Raw genomic sequence first — 21,163 nt, forward strand, 5'->3', positions numbered from 1 at the left:
GCAGCCGGTCCCGCCAGTCGGACGAGCGGCTCGTCAGAGCGTGTCGAGATGGAAGGTCACCCCGCCACCCCATGCGAAGTTGCCGTCTCCGCCATCGCCGCCGATGCCGGCGACAACTTCCTGGTGCTGGTCCACCGCGAGCTTGTTGATCTGGGTGGCATCCGTGTTGGCGTAGACCTTGGAGGTATCGTAGCCGCTGTAGGACTTCTGGCTGCCGTTCGACTCGGCGTCTCCGCCATGAGCCTTGGAGAACACCGAGGCCTTGGCGTTGGCGCCGCCGGCATCCCAATCCGCCGTCTGTTTGACGTGATCGCCGGTGCTCACGTGCACGTCGGCGCCTTCCGCCTTGTTGGTCGGATCGTAGTTGACAGTCGGCTTGCTGATGATGGCTCCCTTGAAAGTACCGTCGCCGCCATTTCCGGCACTTTGACCACCGGTATCGATCGATTTGACTTTGATCGTATCCGAGATGTTGATTGCCTTTGGCATCATTTGAGGCCTCCATCGTTTTGTTGGCTGTCGTGCAACATCCATCCCGATCAGGCGGACGCGCACGGCAAGTCTGATCCGCCCGTGCGCGAGAGCGATAGATGTCAAATCGGATACCGTCCGGTTTGATGGGCCTACGTACGAAAGTACGACATTTTGTTAGCGGAGGGCGCCTCTGCGCGGGCTTTCCATGCGAAGAGCGGCGACGGCGCGTGCCGCGATGCGATCGGCCATGCGAGCGATGCGATGTTTCGTTATGCCACCAGGTGAAAATCCGACAAGAGATGCGCGGCATCGCCACCCAGCGCGAGATTGCCGGAGCCGCCGTCCCCGCCAACGCCGGCGATCTGGGTCGCACTCTGGTCGATGTGCACGTTGTTGACCTGATCGGCCACGGCCGTCGAATGTGGACCTGCGATTGCTATGTTGATGGGTGCATAGATCGCGACGCTGACGTCAATCAGACTGCCCGCAAAATAACCGTTGCCGCCATTGCCAGCGCTGTTCGAACCGGTCGCGATTGTATCGGACCCGCCCCACAGATTATGGGAGAGAAGGTTTGCATGGCCGCCAGCTGCGGCGTTGTCGTTGCCGCCGTGCCCGCCAATGCCAGCGATCTGAACCGCGGATTGATCCACGGAGACATCATTTATCTGGACCGCGTAAGCGCCGGAGCCATAGCCCGCGATTGCGATGTTGATCGGGTTGTACACTACAAACGAGGTATGGACGAGTTCCCCGTGGAACATGCCGTCACCGCCATTGCCGGCCTGGCTTCCGTCCGTTTGAACGTCAAAGACGCTCGATCCCCAATTGGGGTCGAGCGTGATGACGCTGCCGCCGGCGGCCACATTGCCATGTCCGCCACTTCCGCCGACGCCCGCGATCTGCGTGGCCGATTGGTCGATGTCCACCGTGTTCGACTGACTCGCATGTGCAGTGCCGCCCGAGCTCGCCAACGCAATATTGATCGGATGATAGATTACCACGGGAGCGTCCACGATCGCACCCGAGAAATGGCCGCTGCCGCCGTTTCCGGCGCTGTTTTCGCCGCTCGCGATCACGCCGGAGCCTGAAAACGTACTGATGCTCCCACCCGCTGCAATGTTGTTATTGCCGCCATGGCCGCCGACGCCGGCCATTTGAAAAGCGGATTGATCGACATTCAAATTGTTGGACTGGTTGGCCAGGGCGACCGAGCCGTATCCCACGCTGATCGAAATGTTGATCGGTTCATAGATCAACAGGGACGCGTGAATGATACCTCCGTAAAAATGGCCATCCCCGCCGTTCCCTGCCGTGTTCGCCCCACTCTCGACCGAAGCAATGCCCTTCTCGGGAAAGGATGCGCCGGCAGGAGGCTTCGTGGACGAAACATCCAGGCCTTCTGCGGCGTGGTTGCCGGCGTGGCCGCCCATCTCGCCCCCCGATGGGGAATGTTTGGATTGAACCGGGTCGGAGTCTCTATGATGGGTATTCGCGCTCGCGGCGTATGCTCCAGGACCAGCAAACGGGCCGGGACGATGGACCAGGGCGTCACCGCCGACCGGGTCAGCCACGAACGGAGCACTCGACGCAGGGCCCAATTCGCCCGCGCCATCGTACCCATCGCGGTGATGAGAGGCGTGATGCAGCCGGATTGCATCCGACATCCGCGTAAAATCCATCGTAGCCTCCCTCATCGCAATCGCTCCGCGCGATCGGACGGGTTCTGCACTCCGGAGAGAATGTCGTCCCGGGAAGGTCGAATGCCCAGCCGTCAGTTCGGACATAGCGCTCGTCCGGCAGCCGTAAAATCGGCTACATCCGTTCGGGTGTGTTACAGCCTTTGCATCAATTCCCCCGCTCCGCGCACTCATCTCGCCTGCCGCGAAAATGAATCCGCCGCATTGCCGGATTTGAACCTTATTGCGACCTGGGTTGCGGCCAAAGCTCGTGTCGCCCGCTTCAGCGGAAGTGGAGTGCTTGTCGCAGCCCGGCAAAGTGATCGATTTATTGGTGGGCCCGGCCGGACTCGAACCTGCAACCAGACCGTTATGAGCGCTCGGCTCGTGCGTACGATAGCTTGCCACCCGCAATGCAGCGGTTTCAATTGTGCGTTTTGGTCTCTCAGTAGCGGCCAACCACGATGACCGGATGGCTGAAAGGGTTGCAAGTCGATCGAACTATAAAATTTTGCTCTCAACCGCGGTCAGTTCTTCGACTGATAAGGTTTCTAACAAAACCTTATCAGTACTGTGGCGCGATATTGGCAAGCGCGCGACTTGACTGTTTGGCGGATCACCGCTCCTCCCATCTGAATTGATAAGCCATTGGAGCATCGCAAATTTTCCGATAGGGCGGCCCAGGCGGTCTGAGTAGCTACGGTGACGAACTACGAATGGATCCGGAGCGGGCACCGAAATGGCCTCGGCCGAACCCCGCTGACGGTCCTGCAAGATAAGAGCCATTGGTGTTCGCCTTTCGCTATCTCCAACTCCCCGTCGGCTCGCAACGTCGACGGTTTCCTTAGCGGCGCCTTTGAGCCCTTCTCTCAGCAATGATGGCAGATGTTCATTTTACGTCTGAGCTGAGCTTCATCCGCTCGCTCTCGGTGGTCGGCTCGGACTTCGACGACGGTTTTAGCTCCGGCGCGTTGGCCCGCCTGCGGTTCCCTCGGTTGGGTGGGGAAGTCTCGGGTTGCGGAGGATACAGCCCATCTGGTCCCACGAGCCCATTCTGGGCCATGCAAGCATTCCCGGATGCGCAGCAAAGCGCTGCAAGCAATAGGCCAGCACGGATGTTCATTGGCGCCCTCCAATGGGTGAACGAGGGCGCCCTACATCGTTTGATCTTCACTGATCCGACGCCTGGCTAACCTCGTGTTCTTTCAATCGATCGACAAGCCAAGTGGATAACAAAGGATGTGCGTTAGCTCCCAACGCGATCGCGACGGGCGTCGCTCAATTTGTCTGCCGCCTTTTTATCGAAGCCTGATCAATTAGGAAATCGTCCAACTTCCGGCCGCCTCGAAGCTGCGGCCGCAGCCACCGAGGCAGCCTGCCGCGACCCGACCACGTCTCCGCCGGGTTCTTTGGATTGCGATATTTCGGGCGAACGGGCGGATATGAGCGGCGTTTGCGGTCGAACCTTGTGGCCTTGTCGGGCAGTCCAATTTTGACGAGCCGTTCCTCCAACCGTGCTTTCTGCAACAGGAGTTTCTGAGTCAGGCTGGCGGCGACCTGTTGGTGAAGTGTCCAGAGCTCTTCAAGGGAGAGCGTGTTGAAATGCTCGGTGTTCATGGCTCGATGCAAACTCTTGGGAGAGGCCCAGGCAGACAAGTCGGGAATGAAGAATCATACAAGGAGTTAAATAGAGATTGGCCGTACAATCCACATTTAAATGCGGGAGGTTGCACGGAGAAAGGCACGACAGCGGTAATATCGTGGCGGAGCATTTAATTTGGTGCGCGGGCAACCATCGTTGAGGCACGAAAACCGGTACGGTGGTAGCCGCGAACTTGCCCCACACCAGTTGCGCTTTAGCGCCGCCGCGCCAGTGCGGAGAGGGGGCATAAACCGGGCAGCGGCGTTGCGGACAGGGGATGGGACAAATCGCCAGCAAGACGCAGATGGCTCGATTGCTTGAGTGCGCTGCCGCGTGCCGCAACCCAAGAGTGCTGGATGGGCTGATTAGTTCGGGTGGCGAGGAGCACAATAAATCCATCTCGCTGCCGGATTTAAGTCGGATGGGAGAGATAATCGACGCGCGCGCGGAATTGCCAATCTCTTCGCCGGCCGCGGGGGTCCCGACGCCCCCGGTACGCGAAGTCAAGGTCGCTGACGCCGCTTCTGTTTTCGATGCAGGCGCGTCGGCTCTGATGCCGGCGGCACCCGTCACGGATCTTCCCATCGGCCAGCTCACGCCCGAGAGCGGGCTCGTCGCCGAGCTGGCGGAGCGGCCCCGGCCTACCCCTGAAAAGCCCCCTGAAGCCGGGGCCGCCTCCCGGATTCGGTAGTATCCGAGAAGCGTATGGGTTCATCTGCCTTGAGCCGATCCAGGAGCGCCTCATTGAATCGACGCCGCTCCTCTACACGCTCAAAGCCCACTGGCGAGTGAGCGCCGGGATTAAGCATGCAGTCGAAGGAGTTTGGCTCGAGCCCGCACGACAGCGGGGGCTTGCGTGCGGCTCCTTAATGGCGGCGACATGATATAATCTTTTGGCGGCCTGATCGGTAAAACCACAGAGAGGCTGATCCATGGCGAAGGAAGTCAAACAATTGCGGAAGCAAGCTGAAAAGGCTGTGCGCGCGGCAAAAGAAGCCGCAGATGCCGAGGTGTCCGAGGAACTGCAGGCGCTAGCACGCGCGTTCCAAAGCCAGGCCGACGTCCTGAAGTCGAAAAAGGGAGCAGGCAAGAAGCAACAGTAGGCGGCCTTACTACGCCTCCACCGTTCGGAACGGCTCGTAAGCGGGGGAGTGCTTGTTTTTGCGGTTCGCGGATTGCATCAGATCATCGAGTCGGGCTGCGGCTCGAGCGGAGGGCTTCCGACTGCTGGAGGCAGAAGCGCGTCATACTGAGGTCACGCCGCGCGGCCTGCCCTCATGCAACAGCTGATCGAGCGCCTCCCCGACATTGTCCCCGGCTAGGGCGCGCCGGACGGGCCTGCGTTGACTAGCCATTGAACTACTACTCCAGCCTGATGCTCGTCCGAGGTCCAGCGCATCTTGGTTTTGCAGCAAACTCGCCCGCGTGGCTTACTTTACGGCGCGGTGCCATTCTCAGGGTAGATCAGAGCCCAAGCTGATCTCGGAGCAAGACCTGTCCGGAGAAAACACGGCCCCGGACTAAGCGCTCTCCGCAAAAGAGCGATGCCGGGGCCGTCGCCTTGGTACAGGGGAGCACCAATTGGCTCTAGAGTTAACCCGGAACGAGGCTTTTCTCTGCTCGTTTTTGCGCACTATTGTGTCGACGGAACTCTGGTTTCTCGTCGCGGATCGCCTCGGCAAAACCCGCCAGCCTCGACAGCAGGGCGGGCTTTGGTCACCAAACAGCAACGCGCGGTGCAAAGGAAACGCCGCAGCTGGGGGCAGAGAAAGGCTGGAGCCTTTCGATGTCGACGGGGGACGACAGATACCGAGAGCCAAACAGCCTGCCCGGCTAACGTTCCCTCAACTTCAAGGCCGATGCGGGGACGCCTTGCCCGCCTTGGGAACTTACGTGTTTCCGGGCTGTTGTGGGGTGTGTTCATTTGCGATTAGGGTTTGATCATATGACTCGCCTGCTGGCGCTTCTCGCTTTTTGCGCTTTCTGCACCCTTCCCGACGCAGCTTCCGCGGATCAGATGAAGACGCAGCCCAGTCAGGTGTCCGATTTCAGCGCTCGTCAACGGTGCGCATGCAGCACGTGGCGCAGGCCCGGCCGAATCGCCCAGCACTACCGGATAAGAGCAGCATATTTGATCGGCTATGATCCCCTGCCGTATCGATACGGCTCGACATATGTTTTCGAACCGCCGTACCGCTATTACCGACGCTGAGGTGGCAATGGAAGGATCATGGCTCGATCCTTTCCACTGCACGAAGCGGCCAAATATCCGGATGCTTCGTATCGTCCCATCTTACGGTAGCTTGAACGCTGCTGTTGCGGACGAGAGTGCCCCGCCGCCCCGCCCAATCGACGCGAGCTCTACGGCGACACGGAGCCCCCCCGCATCATCGTTTCGGCAACAACGTCGGTGAGCTTGATGCGATCCCCGCGCTTTAACATCCCAGGCCTTCTATCCCGTAGTGCAGATGTTTCATGCACTCGTACAGAAGGTCCGGTTTGTCGGGCTAGTTATACGTAGGGATGTTTCGGCCTACCTTTTGCTGTCTGAAGGCGAAGGGTTCATGTGGCAGGTCATAACCGAAAATGGTCAAATTCGCCTGTAGACGGGTGGAAAGAACCCGTCCATGTCTTCGTTTGATCGTATCGTGGGCGACATCGCCGGCGCGCTGCTGCTGGGCACCATCGCGGTGAGTTCAGCGGATAGTTCACCGGCGAAGGGCCGGGGTGACACGCCTAAGCCGACGAGGACCTATCTGCCCGTGGAAGATCTCCCAAGCCGGGCACCGCCGATGGCGCCTGAGGAGCGAGCCAAAGTCATGCAGGAGCTGACGGCCTTGCGCGAGCGGCAGAAGATGCTAGCAGCGCCGAACGGCAACTAAGTGCGGGTAGAGTGTTGCTCGATCTACCGGCGCGGCCGCTCGGCGCGCGCGTCGATATACAAGGCCACGGCAAATGTGACGGCCAAAGCCAGCACGCTAACTCCGACCGTAACCAATAGGCCTGCAAGCATGTTGCGACCAGTATTGCTGCAGGCGTGGGACGACAAATCACGTTCTGCTACCGCCCTGAAACAAACCGAGGCAACTGCGCAGTTCCTCGTGAATGTAGCACCTCGGTTACAGCATTCGCCGATTGTCGCTGCTAGGCATCTGCGATCCAGACGGAGTCCAAGCATGTCAACAGATGGCGCTCGAACTGACCGGGACGAACACCGCACGACGGCTGCCGCGGGTCACACGGGCGTCCACCTTCGTTCCTCCGATCTCATTGAGGCGAAGTCGGCAACAACGGTGGATGGTCCGACTGACCATTACTTTCCCGAGAAATGGAGTTGGGGGGCACCCAGGTCTTCCAAGTTTTGGTAGAGGCTCCTTAGCTCGTTTAAGTGCCGTTTCCAGTCGGTCGCGAGTCCAAGTTTACTGGGACGCCGACGCCGGCCGCCGCTCGATCACACAGAAGATGTCCCCTGAGGAAGCAAGGGCTGCTGCGCAGGCGTTCGGGCCGAACAAGACAAGCTAGACGGTCTTGCCGGATGACGCCCGCTGGCATCACTGACAAGCACCTCGCCGACCGCTGCAACGCGGTCATTCCCGACAAATGTTGAGCGGCGGGCGATCGAGAAATATCACTGCGATCCGTTGTCCGGCAACGTGCCAGGCAGCGCCTTCAGCTCTTCCAAGCCAGCATCGATTATCGCTAAATCGCCCCGGATGATTTCAATCGCGTTGGCTGTGCTGATCCCCGAGACAGACTGAAGGTCGCTGAGCACCTTGCGACGCGCTACAAGCAGGGACTCAAGTGCGCCTCGATCCTGCAGCTTTACGTAGCTGACCACAATTAGCTTCATGGCCTCGGACACGGCGCCGCCTCCTGGTGGTCAGTCAATCCTGGGGGCCTTGCAGCAGGAGGAATGACCACCGCTGCTATGCCGATCAGCGGTGGCTCGCTCAATATGCTGCAACCCAAAAAGGGCGAGGATATACTGCCGCAGCCTAGTTAAGGCTCAGTTGACGTGGAACGTACCGCGGGCGTCGAATGCCCGGAGGAGTCGACCCAGGTACCGTCTCGGCGATGGCGGAAGCGATCAAACGAAAGTTGCCGGAGCGGTGCAAGTGAAGGTCAAAAATTTGAAGCCGACAAACGGCCGCCGATCTAGCACAAGATAGCGTACCGCCTTGCAATCGCGATTGTGCTTTGCTTGGATGTCGGCCGTGGAGGACATCAAAGACAGGTTGGTCCTAAGTCTCCCAAGCTTCTTTCTGTTTTGATGATGCGTCGGGATTTCGCCCGCGTCCTGGCTCCCGATGGAGTCGGTTCGCGGACTGATAAGGTTTGGCAGAGGGGGAGTCGGTCTGCGAACTGTAAGCTTTGGTCGCAAACAGTTCTTGGACTGCTAAGGTTTCTAAAAGCTTATCAGTACTGTGGCTTGATGCTGGGCATAGTGGCAAATACGCGTCCTGATTGACTCGGCAGATCACCGCTCCTCCAAACGAAATGGCTAAGAAGGTGAATTCTCTGCAAATTCTACGACTCTTAAGCTCGCGTGAATAGCAACGGTGACGTGCTAGGAATGGAATCGCGCAGTTCGGCACGACCGTCGAGTCGGCTGGGGCACTGGTCCCGACCGCGGTCTGAGTTGCGGTGATCGGGTTTTTTTGCGCGCGCCAAATCGAGATTCGGGCGCGCCAACGACAACTGAATCGGGCAAGTAGGTAACGGCTGCGGCAGGCCGACCAGCTCTGCTTTGTCCCGCCGATTCGCAGGGGCAAGAACTTGCACGGTCGCGGCCGAGCGTCGATTTCTCTGAACTTAGATCTATGGTAATGGGGCAGGACGAAGTCGAAAGGCAAGATCTCTTCTTGCTAGATCGCAGGGCAGGGGCGTCCCATGAGCGTCTCCCAACTCACGAAGCGCGTTCGGCGCGAGCTGACTTATTTGGACTATCCCGCTCGGGGGTGGACTGTCCCGCGATTTAAGGACGGCGTGCTGGTTCTCGACGTGCTGATTGTCGGCGGTGGTCAGAGCGGGTTAGGAATCGCCTTCGGTTTGAGGCTTGAGCGTATAAGAAACTTCAGGATCATTGATCGTCGCCGGCGTGGTCTGGAAGGCCCCTGGCGCAGTTTCGCTAGGATGAAGCAGCTGCGCACGCCGAAAGAGGTGACTGGCATTGATTTCGGTATCCCAAGTCTAACGGTGCGGGCTTGGTACGAGGAAAAATTCGGGAAGCGATCATGGGATCGGATAGATACGCTCCATCAGGAAGTATGGCGATCTTATCTGGATTGGTACCGCGACGTCTTGGCTCTCCCGGTCGAAAACGATGTGGAGTTGATGCTGATCGAGCCCGTGGATGATATTTTCCTTGCCCATCTCCGTCGTTCTGACGGGATCGAGCGGGTGTATGCAAGAAAGATCGTTCTAGCAACGGGCTTTGAGGGGAGCGGCAGTTGGCGGGCTCCTAAGTCACTTGTTGCTGAGTTGCCGGCAGATCTTTATGCGCATTCAACCGATGATATCGATTTCCGCAAGCTTGCAGGAAAGCGCATCGGAATTCTTGGTGCCGGTGCATCGGCGTTTGACAACGCAGCCCTCGCACTTGAGGCGGGCGCCGCACGAGTAGACCTATGCTTCCGCCGTTCGGAGATGCCCCGAGTCAATCCACTCACCTGGATGAACTTTGCTGGTATGTTGGGCCACTTCAGCGAACTGGCGGACTTGGACCGCTGGAGATTCATGCGCCACATTCTCGAGGAGCTCTCGGTCCCGCCTACACAGGACTCCTACTGGCGATGCCGCAGGTTCGAGAACTTTGCGTGGCACTCCGACTGCGGATGGAGTGCCGTCGACGCAGCGGGCGGTATCGCAAGAGCCAGAAGTAGGGATCGTAGCTTTGATTTCGACTTTGTTATTTTTGCGAACGGAGTCGAGATGGATCTCTCGGCACGTCCGGAGCTCGCCCTCTTTTATGAAGAGATTGCCCTTTGGAACGACCGCTTCACGCCTCCACGCGGCGAGGAAAGCGAGGCACTCGCGCGATATCCATATTTGGGTAGAACCTTCGAATTCACGGAGCGGCATTACGGCGCGGCTCCTTTCTTGAGAGCATTGCATAACTTTACCTTCGGAGCGATGCTGAGCCATGGTATTTCCGGAGCCGCCATCACGGGTATAAAGTACGGAGTGCGGCGACTGGTAAACGGCATCGCGAGGGAACTGTTTTGCGGAGAGGCGGCCGAATATTACAGAGATCTGCTATCATACCAGACGCCTGAGCTGCGAACCCTTGACAGTGCATTTGTTTGGTTGAGCCAGCTTGGCAGTGATGCTGTTGATGCCGACAGCCTAGCCAATCAGCTCTATCAACACCGCCTTGCAACGCTCGGTGCCTCATTGCAGCGATCAATGCCCCAGCATGACTCTGTGTCGGCAAAGTCCATTCGGTTCGCGCGCCCAAAGCGCACCCCGCAGCCGGCACACCTCAAGAAGAGAAAGCGGCGGCGAGACTAGTCGTAGTACTAAACGTGCGGCGCTACCTGTTTCGTTCTCGCTCCGCGGGCAGGAGGAAATGCCGTTTGACTATAGGTCGATGATAGCGGACAATATCACATTTCTTTGCCTCGCACGTAGTGATCACCGCCTGACGACCAGGCCATCGGGAGGTAAGTAATGGCCTTCATCGCATTTACGAAGGTGATCGATTTTACCACATTGACGGCTGAACAACGAAGAGAGCTCAAGAGCATTCTTGGGAGCCGCGAGAAGCAGCTCAAGAAGGCAATAAGGGATGTCGAGATTGCCCTCAGTAGGCTCGAACGATCGGGTAGCAAGCCTCGAAAGCGAAAGACGGGGAAGGGCAGGCGTTGACGCTGTCAAGTTTGCGCCACGCGCGGATACTGCAGCGTTAGCTAGCAGTTGCCGTGGTTTGGCTTCCATTCCAATCCCGAAACTGAGTTCAGCTCCTCAACGAGAGTCTTGGCGTCTTGCAGATCTGGCGTATCCCGACCTTCGATGAACCACGTGTATACTGGGTTCATCAGGGACGTGGCTTCGAAGTACCTGCCTTCGTTGATCCAATGCCGAGCGAGACAAATGGAGGTACGCAACTCCCACCAGCGGGCCTGCTGTTGCCGCGCGATCGCCAAGGATCGCCGCAGCTCGGCCTCTGCCTGGTCACTTCTGCCGAGACCTAGATTGATGGTGCCCCGGAGACGGTACAACTCGGCTTCAAAGAACCTCTCACCTGTTGTTTGGGCGAGCTGAACGCCTTCGTCCAGCAAACGAAGTCCAACTTCCGGCTCTCCGAGCTTGGCATGGGCAAGGGCGAGATGGCCCAGGTAGAGAGTTCGGCGGCCACGTTCAGAATTGCGGTAAGTTGCCGCCAAGGCGCTGCGCATCTGGTCGATCCCGGCTTGAACGTCTCCTGCTTGGGCTAATAGGGCTCCACGGAAAAAACGTGCTCTTCGTTCGATCGCCGCGAATTCATGCTCAACGCTGAGTGATATCGCCTCGTCGGCGTGCGCCAAGGCGCGCTGGGCGTCGCCGCCGATTATTCCCATAATGACTATGTTCCCCAGAGCCAGGGCAGTTGTGAAGCTTTGTTGCCTCGTCCGAGCAAGAGTTTCAGTCTGCTCGACCATCGTTGCAGACTGTTCAGGATAACCAAGCACTAATAGAGTCGACGAGAGCCACGCTAGGCTGTTCACCGCGTCATCCACTCCAAACCTGCGATAGGTCGATATCGTGGCTGGATTCGTTGAGCACAACGAGAGGGCTCGCTCTAAGTGGTTGCGCGCGTCCGCGAACGCGCCTGTGCAATGCAGCGTCTGTCCAATGAAGCGTGTGGCTAGGACGGAGACGCCGGGATGATCATACTCGGCGGCCAACGCAAGGCAGTGGCGGGCATCCTCGAGCGCTGTGCTATACTCCGCGCGCATGCTGTGGGCTAGGTAGTTACCCCATAGGATCGTCATTCGTTCTTCTAGGGTGGCACTTTCGCCAAGCAGCGCGCCAGCCCGCGAGAAGACCCGCGACGTTTCAGGCGCAGCGTCGCCCTCAGTCGCGGCGACTGCAGGCCCAAGAGCCAGATAGAAATCCAGTTCCTTGCGATCGCGTTGTGACGAGCTCCGCAGCTGTTGGATCAGCTCCAGCCCTCGCGCCAGATGCTTTACGGCCTCGGCATTGGAGGAGCGGCTGAGCGCACGCTTTCCGGCCTTGAGCCAATAATCCGTAGCCTGTTCAAGCAGGCCGGCTTCGGTGAAATGGTGTGCAAGGATTTCGGGGTCGTTCACGGCGGCAATCTGGAATTCTTGCTCAATGACGTGCGCTATTTGAGCATGGAGTTGCCGCCGCCGTCTTTTCAGTAAACTTTGATAAGCTGCATCTCGCACCAATGCGTGCTTGAATGTGTACACGGCATCCGGCAAGTCACCTTGACGGAAAATCAGTCCTGCCTGCTCGAGTTCAGAGAGGGACTGCTGCAAACGTGTTTCCTCTCGAGTGACCACCGCTCGTATCAAGCAATAGGAAAAGTCACGACCGATGGTGGCGCCGATTTGGGCGATCTCCTTCACTGAATGCAGGCGGTCGAGCCGAGCCATGAGGGAATCGTGAAGGGTTTCCGGGATGGCGAAAGGCGGTAACGGACTCCCGAGTTGGTAGCGATCTTGATCTTCAACCAGAAAGCCTGTTTCGAGAACAGCCTTCGTGAGCTCCTCTACAAAAAGCGGATTCCCGTCCGTCTTTGTTATGATCTGTTTTATCACGTCGGTCGGAAGCGCGCGGCCATTTGCCACCTGGGTGGCCACACCTTTGACTTCGTCGGGGTTGAGTCGTCCTAACGTCAGGCTTCTGACATTTGAAAGACCCGTCCAAGCAGCCTCAAACTCGGGTCGAAAAGTAACCAGTACAAGCATAGGCAGCAGACGGGCTCGCTCTACGATGAGGTCGAGCAATTCGAGCGTGGTGTTGTCGGCCCAGTGAACATCTTCGATGAGCAAGAGGATCGGCTGTTTGCGCGAGCAAATCTCGAAGTGATCAAGCAGCGCGGCAAGCGTGCGTCGACGCTGCTGTGCGGGACTTAGCTGCAGCGCCGGATAACGGCCTTCGAATGGAATCGACAGCAACGCGGCAAATAGTGCAGCGACGATCTCGACTTCCGGCCCTCTCAACGCGAGCAGCGATTCCAGCTTATCAAGCCGCTTCTCGGCCGTATCCTCCGCCTTAAACCCTGCGCTTCTCTCCAACTGCTCGACCACCGGATGAAGTGCACTGTTGGCGTGATAAGGAGAGCATTGATAACGAAATTGCAGATGTGGTCGATGCTTGCCTGCACGTTCCGTTAGAGCCGTTGCAAGCCGCGATTTGCCTATACCTGGCTCGCCGGAGATAAGGACGATCTGACCTTCGCCGGCCCAAGCTAAATCCTGACGTTCCAACAGGAACTCCAACTCAGAATCTCGGCCGATGAGATGGTTGAGCTCTGCCGGACGCACCGCCTCAAAGCGGCTCTTGGAGGCCAAGAGGCCCTGAACGACCCACGCGCTCACGGGCGTGCTGATGCCCTTGAGCTGGTGGGCGCCCAAATCGCGAAGATCAAAGATGTCGGCAAGAAGCCGGCGCGTCGAGTCCGCGACGACCACCGTATTCGGCTCGACCAAGGCTTGCACGCGAGCCGCGACATTCGGAGCGCCTCCAACCACGGAATGCTCCCGAAGTTTGCCCTCGCCGCCGAGGTCGCCTACGACCACCATTCCCGTAGCGATGCCGATGCGCACGGCAAGAGGCTCTCCTGCGCGCGTTTCAAGCCGGGCGACAACAGCCACGATATCTAGTGCCGCCCTGACCGTTCGTTCGGGATCGTCCTCGTGTGCAATGGGATAGCCGAAATACGCAAGGATGCCGTCCCCGCGAAAGTCGGCGAGAAAGCCGTCATAGGAGCGCGTTATACGAGCACAAGCGGCGTGATAGGCATCGATGACGGCGCCCATATCTTCCGGGTCAAGTCGTGCCGCCAAAGCGGTCGAATCGACTAAGTCACAGATCATCACCGTGAGATGGCGGCGTTCGGCGTACGGCGCAACTGCAGCGTTCCTGACAGGTGAGGGAGGGCTAGGAGGAAGTGCACTTATCCCGCTCATGAGACGCTTCCGGTCTCCGAGCGGGATACCGATCTTTTCGAAGTCGAGTTCCGTTAATTGCGGCAGCACATCGCAATCTATGGCGTTCGCGATGAACAGGGACTCATGCCGTCCCAGTCCCAACCCTCTCAGCCAAGTCCTGATTTCCATGGCTGGACCCTTGTGCGTGGCAGAAGATTCAGCAACTCAGAGCCTGATTGTTGTTCGGGGCAACTCGGTCCTAGACTGCTTCAACTGATCGTAGCGGGCCCACGGTAGCATGCTGTCTGGCCTGGATATGTGAACAGCCTCGCAATTGGTCGGATCCACTACCAGGAAACGCCGCAAGTGTCTCCCGAGGGACTGCGCGCGTCGGCTTCAATTCTATGATCGCTCGCGAAGACGGATGGCTATATTGGCCTCAGACCGTCCACGCACGCATGTTCCGTTAGCGCGACCCACGCAAACTAAAGGCCGAAACAGTTCAATTATCAAGCTAGAGGATATCCACTCCCCCAAACGGAACGTTAGTCTGCAATTGTTCGGCAGGGGGTCTAAGATTCGCGTGAGTAGCCAAGGTGAGAAGCTACAGATTTTTCGGGGCAGCGACCACCGCGCCCAAAGAGCAGGGCACTTCGCAATGCGCCAAATGGCAACAATTGGCTGAACGCCTTCGGGCGCTGGTAAGCGTGAGCTTTCCGCTAGGACCCGTTTGCCATCCGCCTCGGCGACGTTGAACGGATAGATCGCGTTGTCAGCCTGATTAGCACCAAGGTCGACGAGCGCTACACTGGCGCGCTTCAGATCGAAGTTTTCATATCTATCTTGGCACTCCCCCTCTAGGAATACCGTATCGTCCGTTTTAGGACATTCGCACAATCAACGCTCGTCTCCCAGGGCCACGCTCATAAGGACGTTCAACGGCGCTCGCCGGTTTGACAGGTTCTGAAGCAAAAGCCGCGGAGCGTTGCCCATTTGCAACCCGCACAGCCGTTCGGAGTTGTAAGCTGATCGATCAGAATGACCGAAACATATTTCGTATTTACTTTGACAATCTCAGCGGGGCGAAACGTGTTTGATGTCTATCGCAATGGCAAGCGCGATTTGCTCGTTCTAAGAACAGGGTCCGCGATACCCGGGGCTTACTCTGCAAATAAGTGGCGCAAGAGCAGAAAAACTCAAAGTAAGCGACGAGATTAGGTCAACCGTTCAGCGACAAGGGTATTACGTTCGTCGCTCCACAAAGAACAGTTCGATTTAGCTCGTTATCGTTTCCTGGGATCCCCTCACATTGCAGCGTTGATCGACAGTTCATTGGATCGGGCGAGCGACCGGCCATGTCGTCTCTATCATGCGGGCTTTGTCGATAGGTCGAGGGCGCAGCTCGACCGTTATCCCACATCCGGATCGGCACCCATGGTGTACGCGCTCGGCGACCTCGGCGCCGAATTACTTGCCGAGCGCGGGAGTGAGTGCGGACATCTCGAGCTGAGCCGAAGAAATCGGAATGCCGGTCGACCGTTTATCGAACATCAATTGGAGATTGTTGACTTTCAAGTGTCGCTTGATCTCGCAGTGCGGCAGCGCGACGATTTCTGTCATTCATACGGATGAACTTGTATCTGAATTTCCAGAGCAGACTCGCAGCATGCGCAATGCACTCGCAATGCGGGTCGGAGTGTCGCATAACGGGATGGCTCAGGAGGTCGGACTTGTACCGGACTTGATCTTCGGACTCAGATTTTCGGACGGCTCGCGTCGCTGCTTCATGGTGGAGATCGATCGCGGCACGATGCCAATCAAACGAACCGATGTCGGGCAAAGGAGCTTCGCTCGCAAGATGCGGGCATACCTTGCTGCACAGTCAGCGAAGCAGCACGAAGTTCAATTCGGTTGGAAAGCCTTTCGCGTTGCAACCGTCACGACCGATCGTAGCCGTGCGCAGTCAATGAAGGAAGCCCTTCGAGAATTGAGCGCGGCGCGTAGCATCGGACCAGCTCTTTTCTGGTTTGCTTTGCGCGACGAGTTACGGCCAGCAGTCCGATAACGTACGACTGGGAGCTGAACATGTCGCCTAACCAGATTGGCCTACCGTTCGAGGGCGTCTTACGATCGTGAAGTGAAGGGAGATTGATCGCGATCGGTCCATCATTGCGGGCAGGGGATACCCTGCGGTTGTGCACGCCATCTAAACCGGGCGTGCTCACGACTGCACTGCAGCAAGTGGGGGCATCGGTGAACAAGCGATAGTGCTGACCAATCTGTCCTGGGCATCTCAGGGTTCCGAATTAACCATTGGCAGCCGCAAAACTGTTTGAAGGTTAAAGGACCACGGTATACCCTTATGAGGTCAAGCTTCGATGAAAAGCTTTGGGTGCCGCCTCATTGGCGGGTTCAGATGCTGAACCCGCAGCGTGGCACTTCGCGCTCCAGAGATCGCCTATCATGTCATCTTCCGATAAGATTGCGCTCTTCATCGACGGGGCCAATCTCTATGCCTCAACGAGGGCGCTCGGCTTCGATATCGATTACAAGCGCCTACTCAGCGAATTTCAGAGCCGCGGCACACTTCTGCGGGCGTTTTATTACACAGCGACCATCGAGGATCAGGAATCCTCGTCAATGCGCCCTCTGATCGACTGGCTGGACTATAATGGCTACACCGTCGTCACCAAGGTGAGCAAGGAATTCATCGACGCCTCCGGCCGTCGTAAGGTCAAGGGCAACATGAGCATTGAACTCGCTGTCGACGCGATGAGGCTCGCTGAGCACATAGACCAGATGGTGCTGTTCTCCGGTGATGGTGACTTCCGCTCCCTGGTGGAGGCCGTGCAGCGGCGCGGCGTCCGTGTCACCGTGATCTCCACGATCGCCAGCCATCCGCCTATGATCGCGGACGAGCTAAGACGCCAAGCAGACGTGTTCACCGAACTCACCGAGCTTCAGGCTAAGATCGGTCGCAATCCCTCTGAGCGGCCGCCGCCGCGTCCGCGCGAGGTGCGTTATCGCCCGGAGCAGGTTCCTGACCGGGAGACGATCGCGGCCCTCAAGGGAAATGATAGCGTGTTCGAGAAGTGAGCCGCGTAGCCAGAGCGCTCGTGCAATCCAGATCGCCAGTATGGTTCGGCGGCCGACGCGCGTTGTCCAAGGGATGAGCTCGACGAAAAGGCCGGCATTTGCGCCGGACTGATCGTCAATATGGTTCGGTGCTCAGCAAAGGACGAACTAGAGAGCAATCCGAACCTCTGGTCGGTTCGGATTCTGACATTGCAACCCTTGCTGGCGAGATTCGCATAGCATGTTGCCGATAGGCACTCGCGGGCCGTGACGGTCGCGCTTTGACGCGCCAACATTATGAAAAATGAACAAGGTGGATGCGATACGCCAAAAAGGCTTACTCAGTCGGCCACATCTAACATCAATTAGGGGCTTGCCACTTTTTCCCGGTCTGCTGTAGAATCTTCGCGCCAGTATTTTGAAGGAATAGGTTCCGTTCAGCTCCAGATTTCGAAAATTCATAAAATTCTTTGGGGGACATTGCGATGGCTAAGCCTTCCGTTTCCCGTGACGCCTTTCGTGGGTTGTTCGCATTCTATGCGGCCAAAGCCCACCATGATCATAACGGCGTCGCCGAAGGCCGGCTCCTCAAACTATTTGGATCGAGCGACCACATCCCCGATCGTCTGTTAGACTTGTGGTCATCACAGACCGAGCTGATTGGCCCTGAGGCTGTTGGCAACATAATGTCACCGCTCGCTCATCAGATCTTGGACGGCGACGCACAATACAACCACGCCAGCGACTTCTTGCATCGACTGTTGCGAGAGTTGGACCGAGACGTCCACTAACCGCCATCGCGAGAATGTCCGCTCTTGGGTCGCCGTTTGCTGTACCTAGGTAAACTCGGCGCGAGACTCGCCTTGGCGGCAAGGTATCCTGCCGAGCGCAACGCGCTCAGAAGCGCAATCTTACCGCATGCCGAACCGAGCGGCTCGTGCTTAGGATGGAAAGCAACCCTAGCATCATCAGCAGTACGCCGAGCCAAGTTGCCGTCCGGCTCGTCGCCTCGCCATCGGCCTTAGCGAGGCGTACGCCGACCGGAACGCTCTGAAGTTCGGACGAAGTTACCACATCGTTGGCCGGCGCGGCCGCTAGAAGTTGCTCAACGTCGACTTGATTTTGGTTCTGTCCGAAGGGCATGGTCTGGCGACTGTGCTGGCCAACGAGAGCGGCCGATGCCAGAGCAGTGCTTGTACCGAGATCAGGGTCAGCATCAGCTACCTTGAACTGTGCGCGAGGCGGCTGTGAAGGCAAGGCGGGTGCGGAGCGCAGCAGCTCCGCGCGCGCATCGAGGACCCCGCTCTGCCTGGGCCGCGCGGTCCCGCTCTCGTCTAAACTGGCCGTGGCAGGTTTGGGGGCGCGACGAGCGATCTTCTTCACTTTCGCGGTGCCCTCGCTCAGGAACCAGCATTTGCGGTGCCCGTCCAGTCGATAGACCCAATGTTGGCCGTCGGGAGCCGAGTTGCCGGGACGTCCCACGCATTCTGCTTGCGGCGGAGAAGTCACCGGAGGCGGGGCTGCAGCAGTGTTGAAGAGATCCGCAAGAGGATTGGAGGAGGCAGGCGCCGTCAAAAGAGTTTCAAGAAGAACGAAACTGACGAAGCACAATCGCAAATAACCGGACATCGAAAACTCCCGGTGTTGCGCCCACCCGGGATGACCCTTTGCACCGACCTAGGCAGCTATACGGCCCAAATCTGGCGGTGCGATGGATTCATTGAGCTCGTGCCATGGCATACGGTGCGAATGCAAGGCCGTGCCCGCCGTCATCTGGTCCAGTTTCCGGGGCCGATCAACTTCAATCGGTATAAGCGCGTGGTCGGTCGGTTTCGGCAGTCTCGTTTGACGCTAAGCAACGTCGCGCCCGCTCGATCTGTGCGTCGGTAGCGCCATGATTTCGAGCGTACATCTCGGCGACGGCTGCCGAGTATTTTGCGACGTAGTATCTGACCTCACTGCAAGATATGCGCGTTGTGGGCCTGTGGTGACGGGAAGCGAAGGCATCGGACCCCAGCGGCATCAGCAGCAACGCAACAGTGGCCCCCGCGCGTACAATCATTCCCCCGCCCCCTAGGTTTGTCTGTTTCGTGCAGAGAGGAGGACTGAGTCGCTCACACGACGCAAATTAACAATCGCGCACTGGTCAAGGTGCCGGGAAACTGTTGCTCCAATGCTTCGGTGTTGCGGACAAAGGCTGCAGATGCAGATGCTCGTGAAGCGACTGATGCGGTTGCGCCAATGTCGAAGCGGGGACGCGCGATTGCATTGAACGGTAGCTATCACCGCCGAAGAACTCTCCTTCTCCGCACGGCTTTCGCCTTCGGGATGCGCCGACCAACCTTCTCGCGTTCGCGGCTCACAGGCGCCGCCGGAGTGTCTGCACTTCCGCAAATAGTGCGATGAGCCCCTCGACCCGTTCACGCAGAATAGCCGAGTAATTGTAAACCTGACCTCGATTACTCATTACTGCCTCGAACAATGACTATTAAAGCAAATGCAGGCGACAACGGGAAGAGTATGCAATCGGAGGTAGGACCATACAAGTCCCAAAAGACGGTAGCGTGAATGTGGAAGGGCTCGCAGAGCCGGAGGGATTATGTTGCGCGTCCCTTTCGCTCTGTCTTTCGGGTTGGCTTTCATCCGAAAGTCCGGTCCCTCGGGTGAGGCGGGCTCTGATGCCGTAGCACAACAATGGGCACTCTGCGCCAGCATGGGTGGCGCTTACTTCCCTATTCGTAGTTGGCCCGGTGCGCGCTCCAGAGGCGGCCGGGTAGCTAAGCCAGTGGTGCCGGAGGGAATCTCGCCATTAGCTGTGCTGGTCTCGACCCGCTCAAACGTCGTGACGAATGCCGCGAAGGCCACCACTATGACGGCAATCGCGAACAACAGGATCACAGGGTCGGGATTCCGCTCAGTACTCATGAGCAACTCCACTCAGACGCTCGGCAGCTGAGCAGCCCGCCAGCTAAGCTCCGTCTCGCCACGTGTCGAGAGCTCCCGCCGAGCGCTCTCCAGATATCGACGCGAGGGCAAAACGCGGAGTGTATGCAGTTCGAATATATTTGTCGGTCAAACCGGCGCGTTGGTTCAGATCTATCCTTGGTCCTACGCTGAAAACGCCGGGTGCTTAAGCATCCTCCCGATCTTCGTGGGTGCCCGTTGAACTGTGCGTATTTCCATCGGAGTTCGGAACATGCGACAGGTTTTGCTGTCGTAACCCGTGAGCGCTAGTTGTTGCTTCACGATGTTCGACACTGGGATGGGCGCCCGGCTGCTGGTCAACGTGACCGATCAGCTTGCCGTGCTGGGCGGGATTTTCGATGACGATCAGGCCGGGCCGGGCTCAGGCGACCCGCAGGAGCGCAATCGTTACGGCCTGAATTTTCGCGTCAACGATCCGCCGTTGCTGCTCGGCCAAATCCAGTATGCCTGGAACAAAGAAGGGTGATCCAAACCTGACCGGCCAGATCAAGTTCGGAGGCTGGCAGCACTTCGGCTCCTTCCCGGACCAGCGCCTCGCGTCAAACGGCGTCTTCTTGCCGCTCCGGGCAGCAGCGGCGAGCCGCTATTGCTGTCAGGAGACATCGGTGGGTGGGCGGTCTTCGAACAGCAGATCTATCGCGTGCCTCACAGCGACGATCGTGGGATTGGTGTGTTCGCAAGAGCCGCCGGCGCACCCGCTGATCGCAACCTGATCGATCTCTACGCCGATGTCGGCGTCGAGTTCATCGGGCTTCGCGAGGACCGTCCCCACGACAAGTTCGGGATTGCCGCGGGTTATGCCATGTCTCCAAACGGGCGCAGGCTCTCGATACGGACTACCGGACGTTGCTCGATCCGAATTGGCCGGTGCGAAGCTTCGAAGGTTTGCTGACGGCCGTCTATCAGTATCAAATCAAGGATGGCTGGACGGTACAGCCGAACTTCCAATACATCGTCCATCCCGGAGACGGGGCCGCGCTACCCGCCGGGCCGCTGGCGGGTAAGGCTCTAAGGAACGGGTCGGTATTCGGACTACGAACCGCTCTCAAGTTCTAAGACGATGTTCTATGATCGTCGTGGCGGCCTTGTGCAGCCGCGCGGGAATGTTCACTTTTGACCGGACGGTGCTTGAGCGTTGGCCTTGTTCGGCTCCGGCTTGTTCGCCTCCTGATGACAGGTCACGCAACCAGCCGCTGCGCCGAGCTTCT

15 protein-coding genes and 2 pseudogenes are annotated in these 21,163 nt (G+C 58.3%); 10 read left to right on the forward strand and 7 right to left on the reverse strand.

The annotated features are described in order from the left end of the window. Window positions 1-33: 33 nt before the first annotated feature. The 3 genes from IVB26_RS38890 to IVB26_RS38900 all read right to left on the reverse strand — a co-directional run bounded on the left by IVB26_RS38890 (window position 34) and on the right by IVB26_RS38900 (window position 3,770). A complete protein-coding gene (locus IVB26_RS38890; RefSeq protein ID WP_035705682.1) occupies window positions 34-492 on the reverse strand; it encodes a hypothetical protein in 459 nt (152 codons plus the stop codon). Window positions 493-743: 251 nt separating this feature from the next. Beyond that, the gene (locus IVB26_RS38895; protein ID WP_247973696.1) at window positions 744-2,156 is read right to left on the reverse strand and encodes a hypothetical protein; all 1,413 of its coding nucleotides are present in this window, start codon (window positions 2,154-2,156) and stop codon (window positions 744-746) included. Between the two features lie 1,275 nt (window positions 2,157-3,431). Continuing rightward, complete coding sequence (locus IVB26_RS38900; protein ID WP_247973697.1) at window positions 3,432-3,770, reverse strand: H-NS histone family protein; 339 nt, start codon at window positions 3,768-3,770, stop codon at window positions 3,432-3,434. A gap of 302 nt (window positions 3,771-4,072) precedes the next feature. Between IVB26_RS38900 and IVB26_RS38905 the strand changes: the two genes are divergently transcribed. From IVB26_RS38905 to IVB26_RS38915, 3 genes are all read left to right on the forward strand, one after another. Next, entirely contained in the window at window positions 4,073-4,486 is a 414-nt protein-coding gene (locus IVB26_RS38905; protein WP_247973698.1) for a hypothetical protein, read from the forward strand. Window positions 4,487-4,727: 241 nt separating this feature from the next. Further along, window positions 4,728-4,898 (forward strand): hypothetical protein, encoded by a 171-nt coding sequence (locus IVB26_RS38910; protein ID WP_247973699.1) that lies wholly within the window; start codon window positions 4,728-4,730, stop codon window positions 4,896-4,898. Between the two features lie 1,524 nt (window positions 4,899-6,422). After that, window positions 6,423-6,677, forward strand: a complete 255-nt coding sequence (locus tag IVB26_RS38915; protein WP_247973700.1) for a hypothetical protein — start codon at window positions 6,423-6,425, stop codon at window positions 6,675-6,677. A gap of 746 nt (window positions 6,678-7,423) precedes the next feature. Here the strand turns inward: IVB26_RS38915 and IVB26_RS38920 are convergent. Beyond that, window positions 7,424-7,657 (reverse strand): hypothetical protein, encoded by a 234-nt coding sequence (locus IVB26_RS38920; protein ID WP_247973701.1) that lies wholly within the window; start codon window positions 7,655-7,657, stop codon window positions 7,424-7,426. A gap of 1,028 nt (window positions 7,658-8,685) precedes the next feature. On the opposite strand from IVB26_RS38920, the gene IVB26_RS38925 reads away from it, so the two are divergent. Together IVB26_RS38925 and IVB26_RS38930 are read left to right on the forward strand one after the other, a co-directional pair. Continuing rightward, window positions 8,686-10,305, forward strand: coding sequence for an NAD(P)-binding domain-containing protein (locus tag IVB26_RS38925; RefSeq protein ID WP_247973702.1), 1,620 nt, complete (start codon window positions 8,686-8,688; stop codon window positions 10,303-10,305). A 159-nt stretch (window positions 10,306-10,464) separates the two neighbouring features. Continuing rightward, the gene (locus IVB26_RS38930; protein WP_247973703.1) at window positions 10,465-10,662 is read left to right on the forward strand and encodes a hypothetical protein; all 198 of its coding nucleotides are present in this window, start codon (window positions 10,465-10,467) and stop codon (window positions 10,660-10,662) included. A 41-nt stretch (window positions 10,663-10,703) separates the two neighbouring features. Here IVB26_RS38930 and IVB26_RS38935 read toward each other — a convergent pair whose 3' ends face one another. Next, window positions 10,704-14,084, reverse strand: coding sequence for an AAA family ATPase (locus IVB26_RS38935; RefSeq protein ID WP_247973704.1), 3,381 nt, complete (start codon window positions 14,082-14,084; stop codon window positions 10,704-10,706). Between the two features lie 900 nt (window positions 14,085-14,984). Here IVB26_RS38935 and IVB26_RS38940 point away from each other — a divergent pair. From IVB26_RS38940 to IVB26_RS38950, 4 genes and pseudogenes are all read left to right on the forward strand, one after another. Then, window positions 14,985-15,174 (forward strand): annotated as a pseudogene (locus tag IVB26_RS38940) (hypothetical protein). 53 nt (window positions 15,175-15,227) lie between these two features. Beyond that, window positions 15,228-15,527, forward strand: coding sequence for a replication-relaxation family protein (locus tag IVB26_RS43590; protein ID WP_458309397.1), 300 nt, complete (start codon window positions 15,228-15,230; stop codon window positions 15,525-15,527). Further along, on the forward strand, window positions 15,421-15,960 hold the full coding sequence (locus IVB26_RS38945) for a hypothetical protein (protein ID WP_247973705.1): 540 nt from the start codon (window positions 15,421-15,423) through the stop codon (window positions 15,958-15,960). The genes IVB26_RS43590 and IVB26_RS38945 overlap by 107 nt, the downstream gene beginning before the upstream one ends. Before the next feature lie 398 nt (window positions 15,961-16,358). Further along, window positions 16,359-16,991, forward strand: a complete 633-nt coding sequence (locus tag IVB26_RS38950; protein ID WP_247973706.1) for a LabA-like NYN domain-containing protein — start codon at window positions 16,359-16,361, stop codon at window positions 16,989-16,991. An 876-nt stretch (window positions 16,992-17,867) separates the two neighbouring features. Here IVB26_RS38950 and IVB26_RS38955 read toward each other — a convergent pair. Continuing rightward, window positions 17,868-18,599: a hypothetical protein gene (locus tag IVB26_RS38955; RefSeq protein WP_247973707.1), complete on the reverse strand. Its 732-nt coding sequence runs from the start codon at window positions 18,597-18,599 to the stop codon at window positions 17,868-17,870. A 1,095-nt stretch (window positions 18,600-19,694) separates the two neighbouring features. Next, window positions 19,695-19,895 carry a hypothetical protein gene (locus IVB26_RS38965; protein WP_247973708.1) on the reverse strand — a complete coding sequence of 67 codons (201 nt, stop codon included), beginning with the start codon at window positions 19,893-19,895 and terminating at the stop codon, window positions 19,695-19,697. A 337-nt stretch (window positions 19,896-20,232) separates the two neighbouring features. Between IVB26_RS38965 and IVB26_RS43250 the strand changes: the two are divergent. Beyond that, a pseudogene (locus tag IVB26_RS43250) lies at window positions 20,233-21,011 on the forward strand (carbohydrate porin). The last annotated feature ends 152 nt before the right edge of the window (window positions 21,012-21,163 follow it).

It is taken from the genome of Bradyrhizobium sp. 195 (assembly GCF_023101665.1).
In the GTDB taxonomy this organism is placed as follows: Bacteria; Pseudomonadota; Alphaproteobacteria; order Rhizobiales; family Xanthobacteraceae; genus Bradyrhizobium.

Coding starts and splice junctions, on each gene's coding strand:
- IVB26_RS38890 (WP_035705682.1), bottom strand. CDS start 492: ATGATGCCAAAGGCAATCAACATCTCGGATACGATCAAAGTCAAATCG.
- IVB26_RS38895 (WP_247973696.1), bottom strand. CDS start 2,156: ATGGATTTTACGCGGATGTCGGATGCAATCCGGCTGCATCACGCCTCT.
- IVB26_RS38900 (WP_247973697.1), bottom strand. CDS start 3,770: ATGAACACCGAGCATTTCAACACGCTCTCCCTTGAAGAGCTCTGGACA.
- IVB26_RS38905 (WP_247973698.1), top strand. CDS start 4,073: ATGGGACAAATCGCCAGCAAGACGCAGATGGCTCGATTGCTTGAGTGC.
- IVB26_RS38910 (WP_247973699.1), top strand. CDS start 4,728: ATGGCGAAGGAAGTCAAACAATTGCGGAAGCAAGCTGAAAAGGCTGTG.
- IVB26_RS38915 (WP_247973700.1), top strand. CDS start 6,423: ATGTCTTCGTTTGATCGTATCGTGGGCGACATCGCCGGCGCGCTGCTG.
- IVB26_RS38925 (WP_247973702.1), top strand. CDS start 8,686: ATGAGCGTCTCCCAACTCACGAAGCGCGTTCGGCGCGAGCTGACTTAT.
- IVB26_RS38930 (WP_247973703.1), top strand. CDS start 10,465: ATGGCCTTCATCGCATTTACGAAGGTGATCGATTTTACCACATTGACG.
- IVB26_RS38935 (WP_247973704.1), bottom strand. CDS start 14,084: ATGGAAATCAGGACTTGGCTGAGAGGGTTGGGACTGGGACGGCATGAG.
- IVB26_RS38945 (WP_247973705.1), top strand. CDS start 15,421: ATGCCGGTCGACCGTTTATCGAACATCAATTGGAGATTGTTGACTTTC.
- IVB26_RS38950 (WP_247973706.1), top strand. CDS start 16,359: ATGTCATCTTCCGATAAGATTGCGCTCTTCATCGACGGGGCCAATCTC.
- IVB26_RS38955 (WP_247973707.1), bottom strand. CDS start 18,599: ATGTCCGGTTATTTGCGATTGTGCTTCGTCAGTTTCGTTCTTCTTGAA.
- IVB26_RS38965 (WP_247973708.1), bottom strand. CDS start 19,895: ATGAGTACTGAGCGGAATCCCGACCCTGTGATCCTGTTGTTCGCGATT.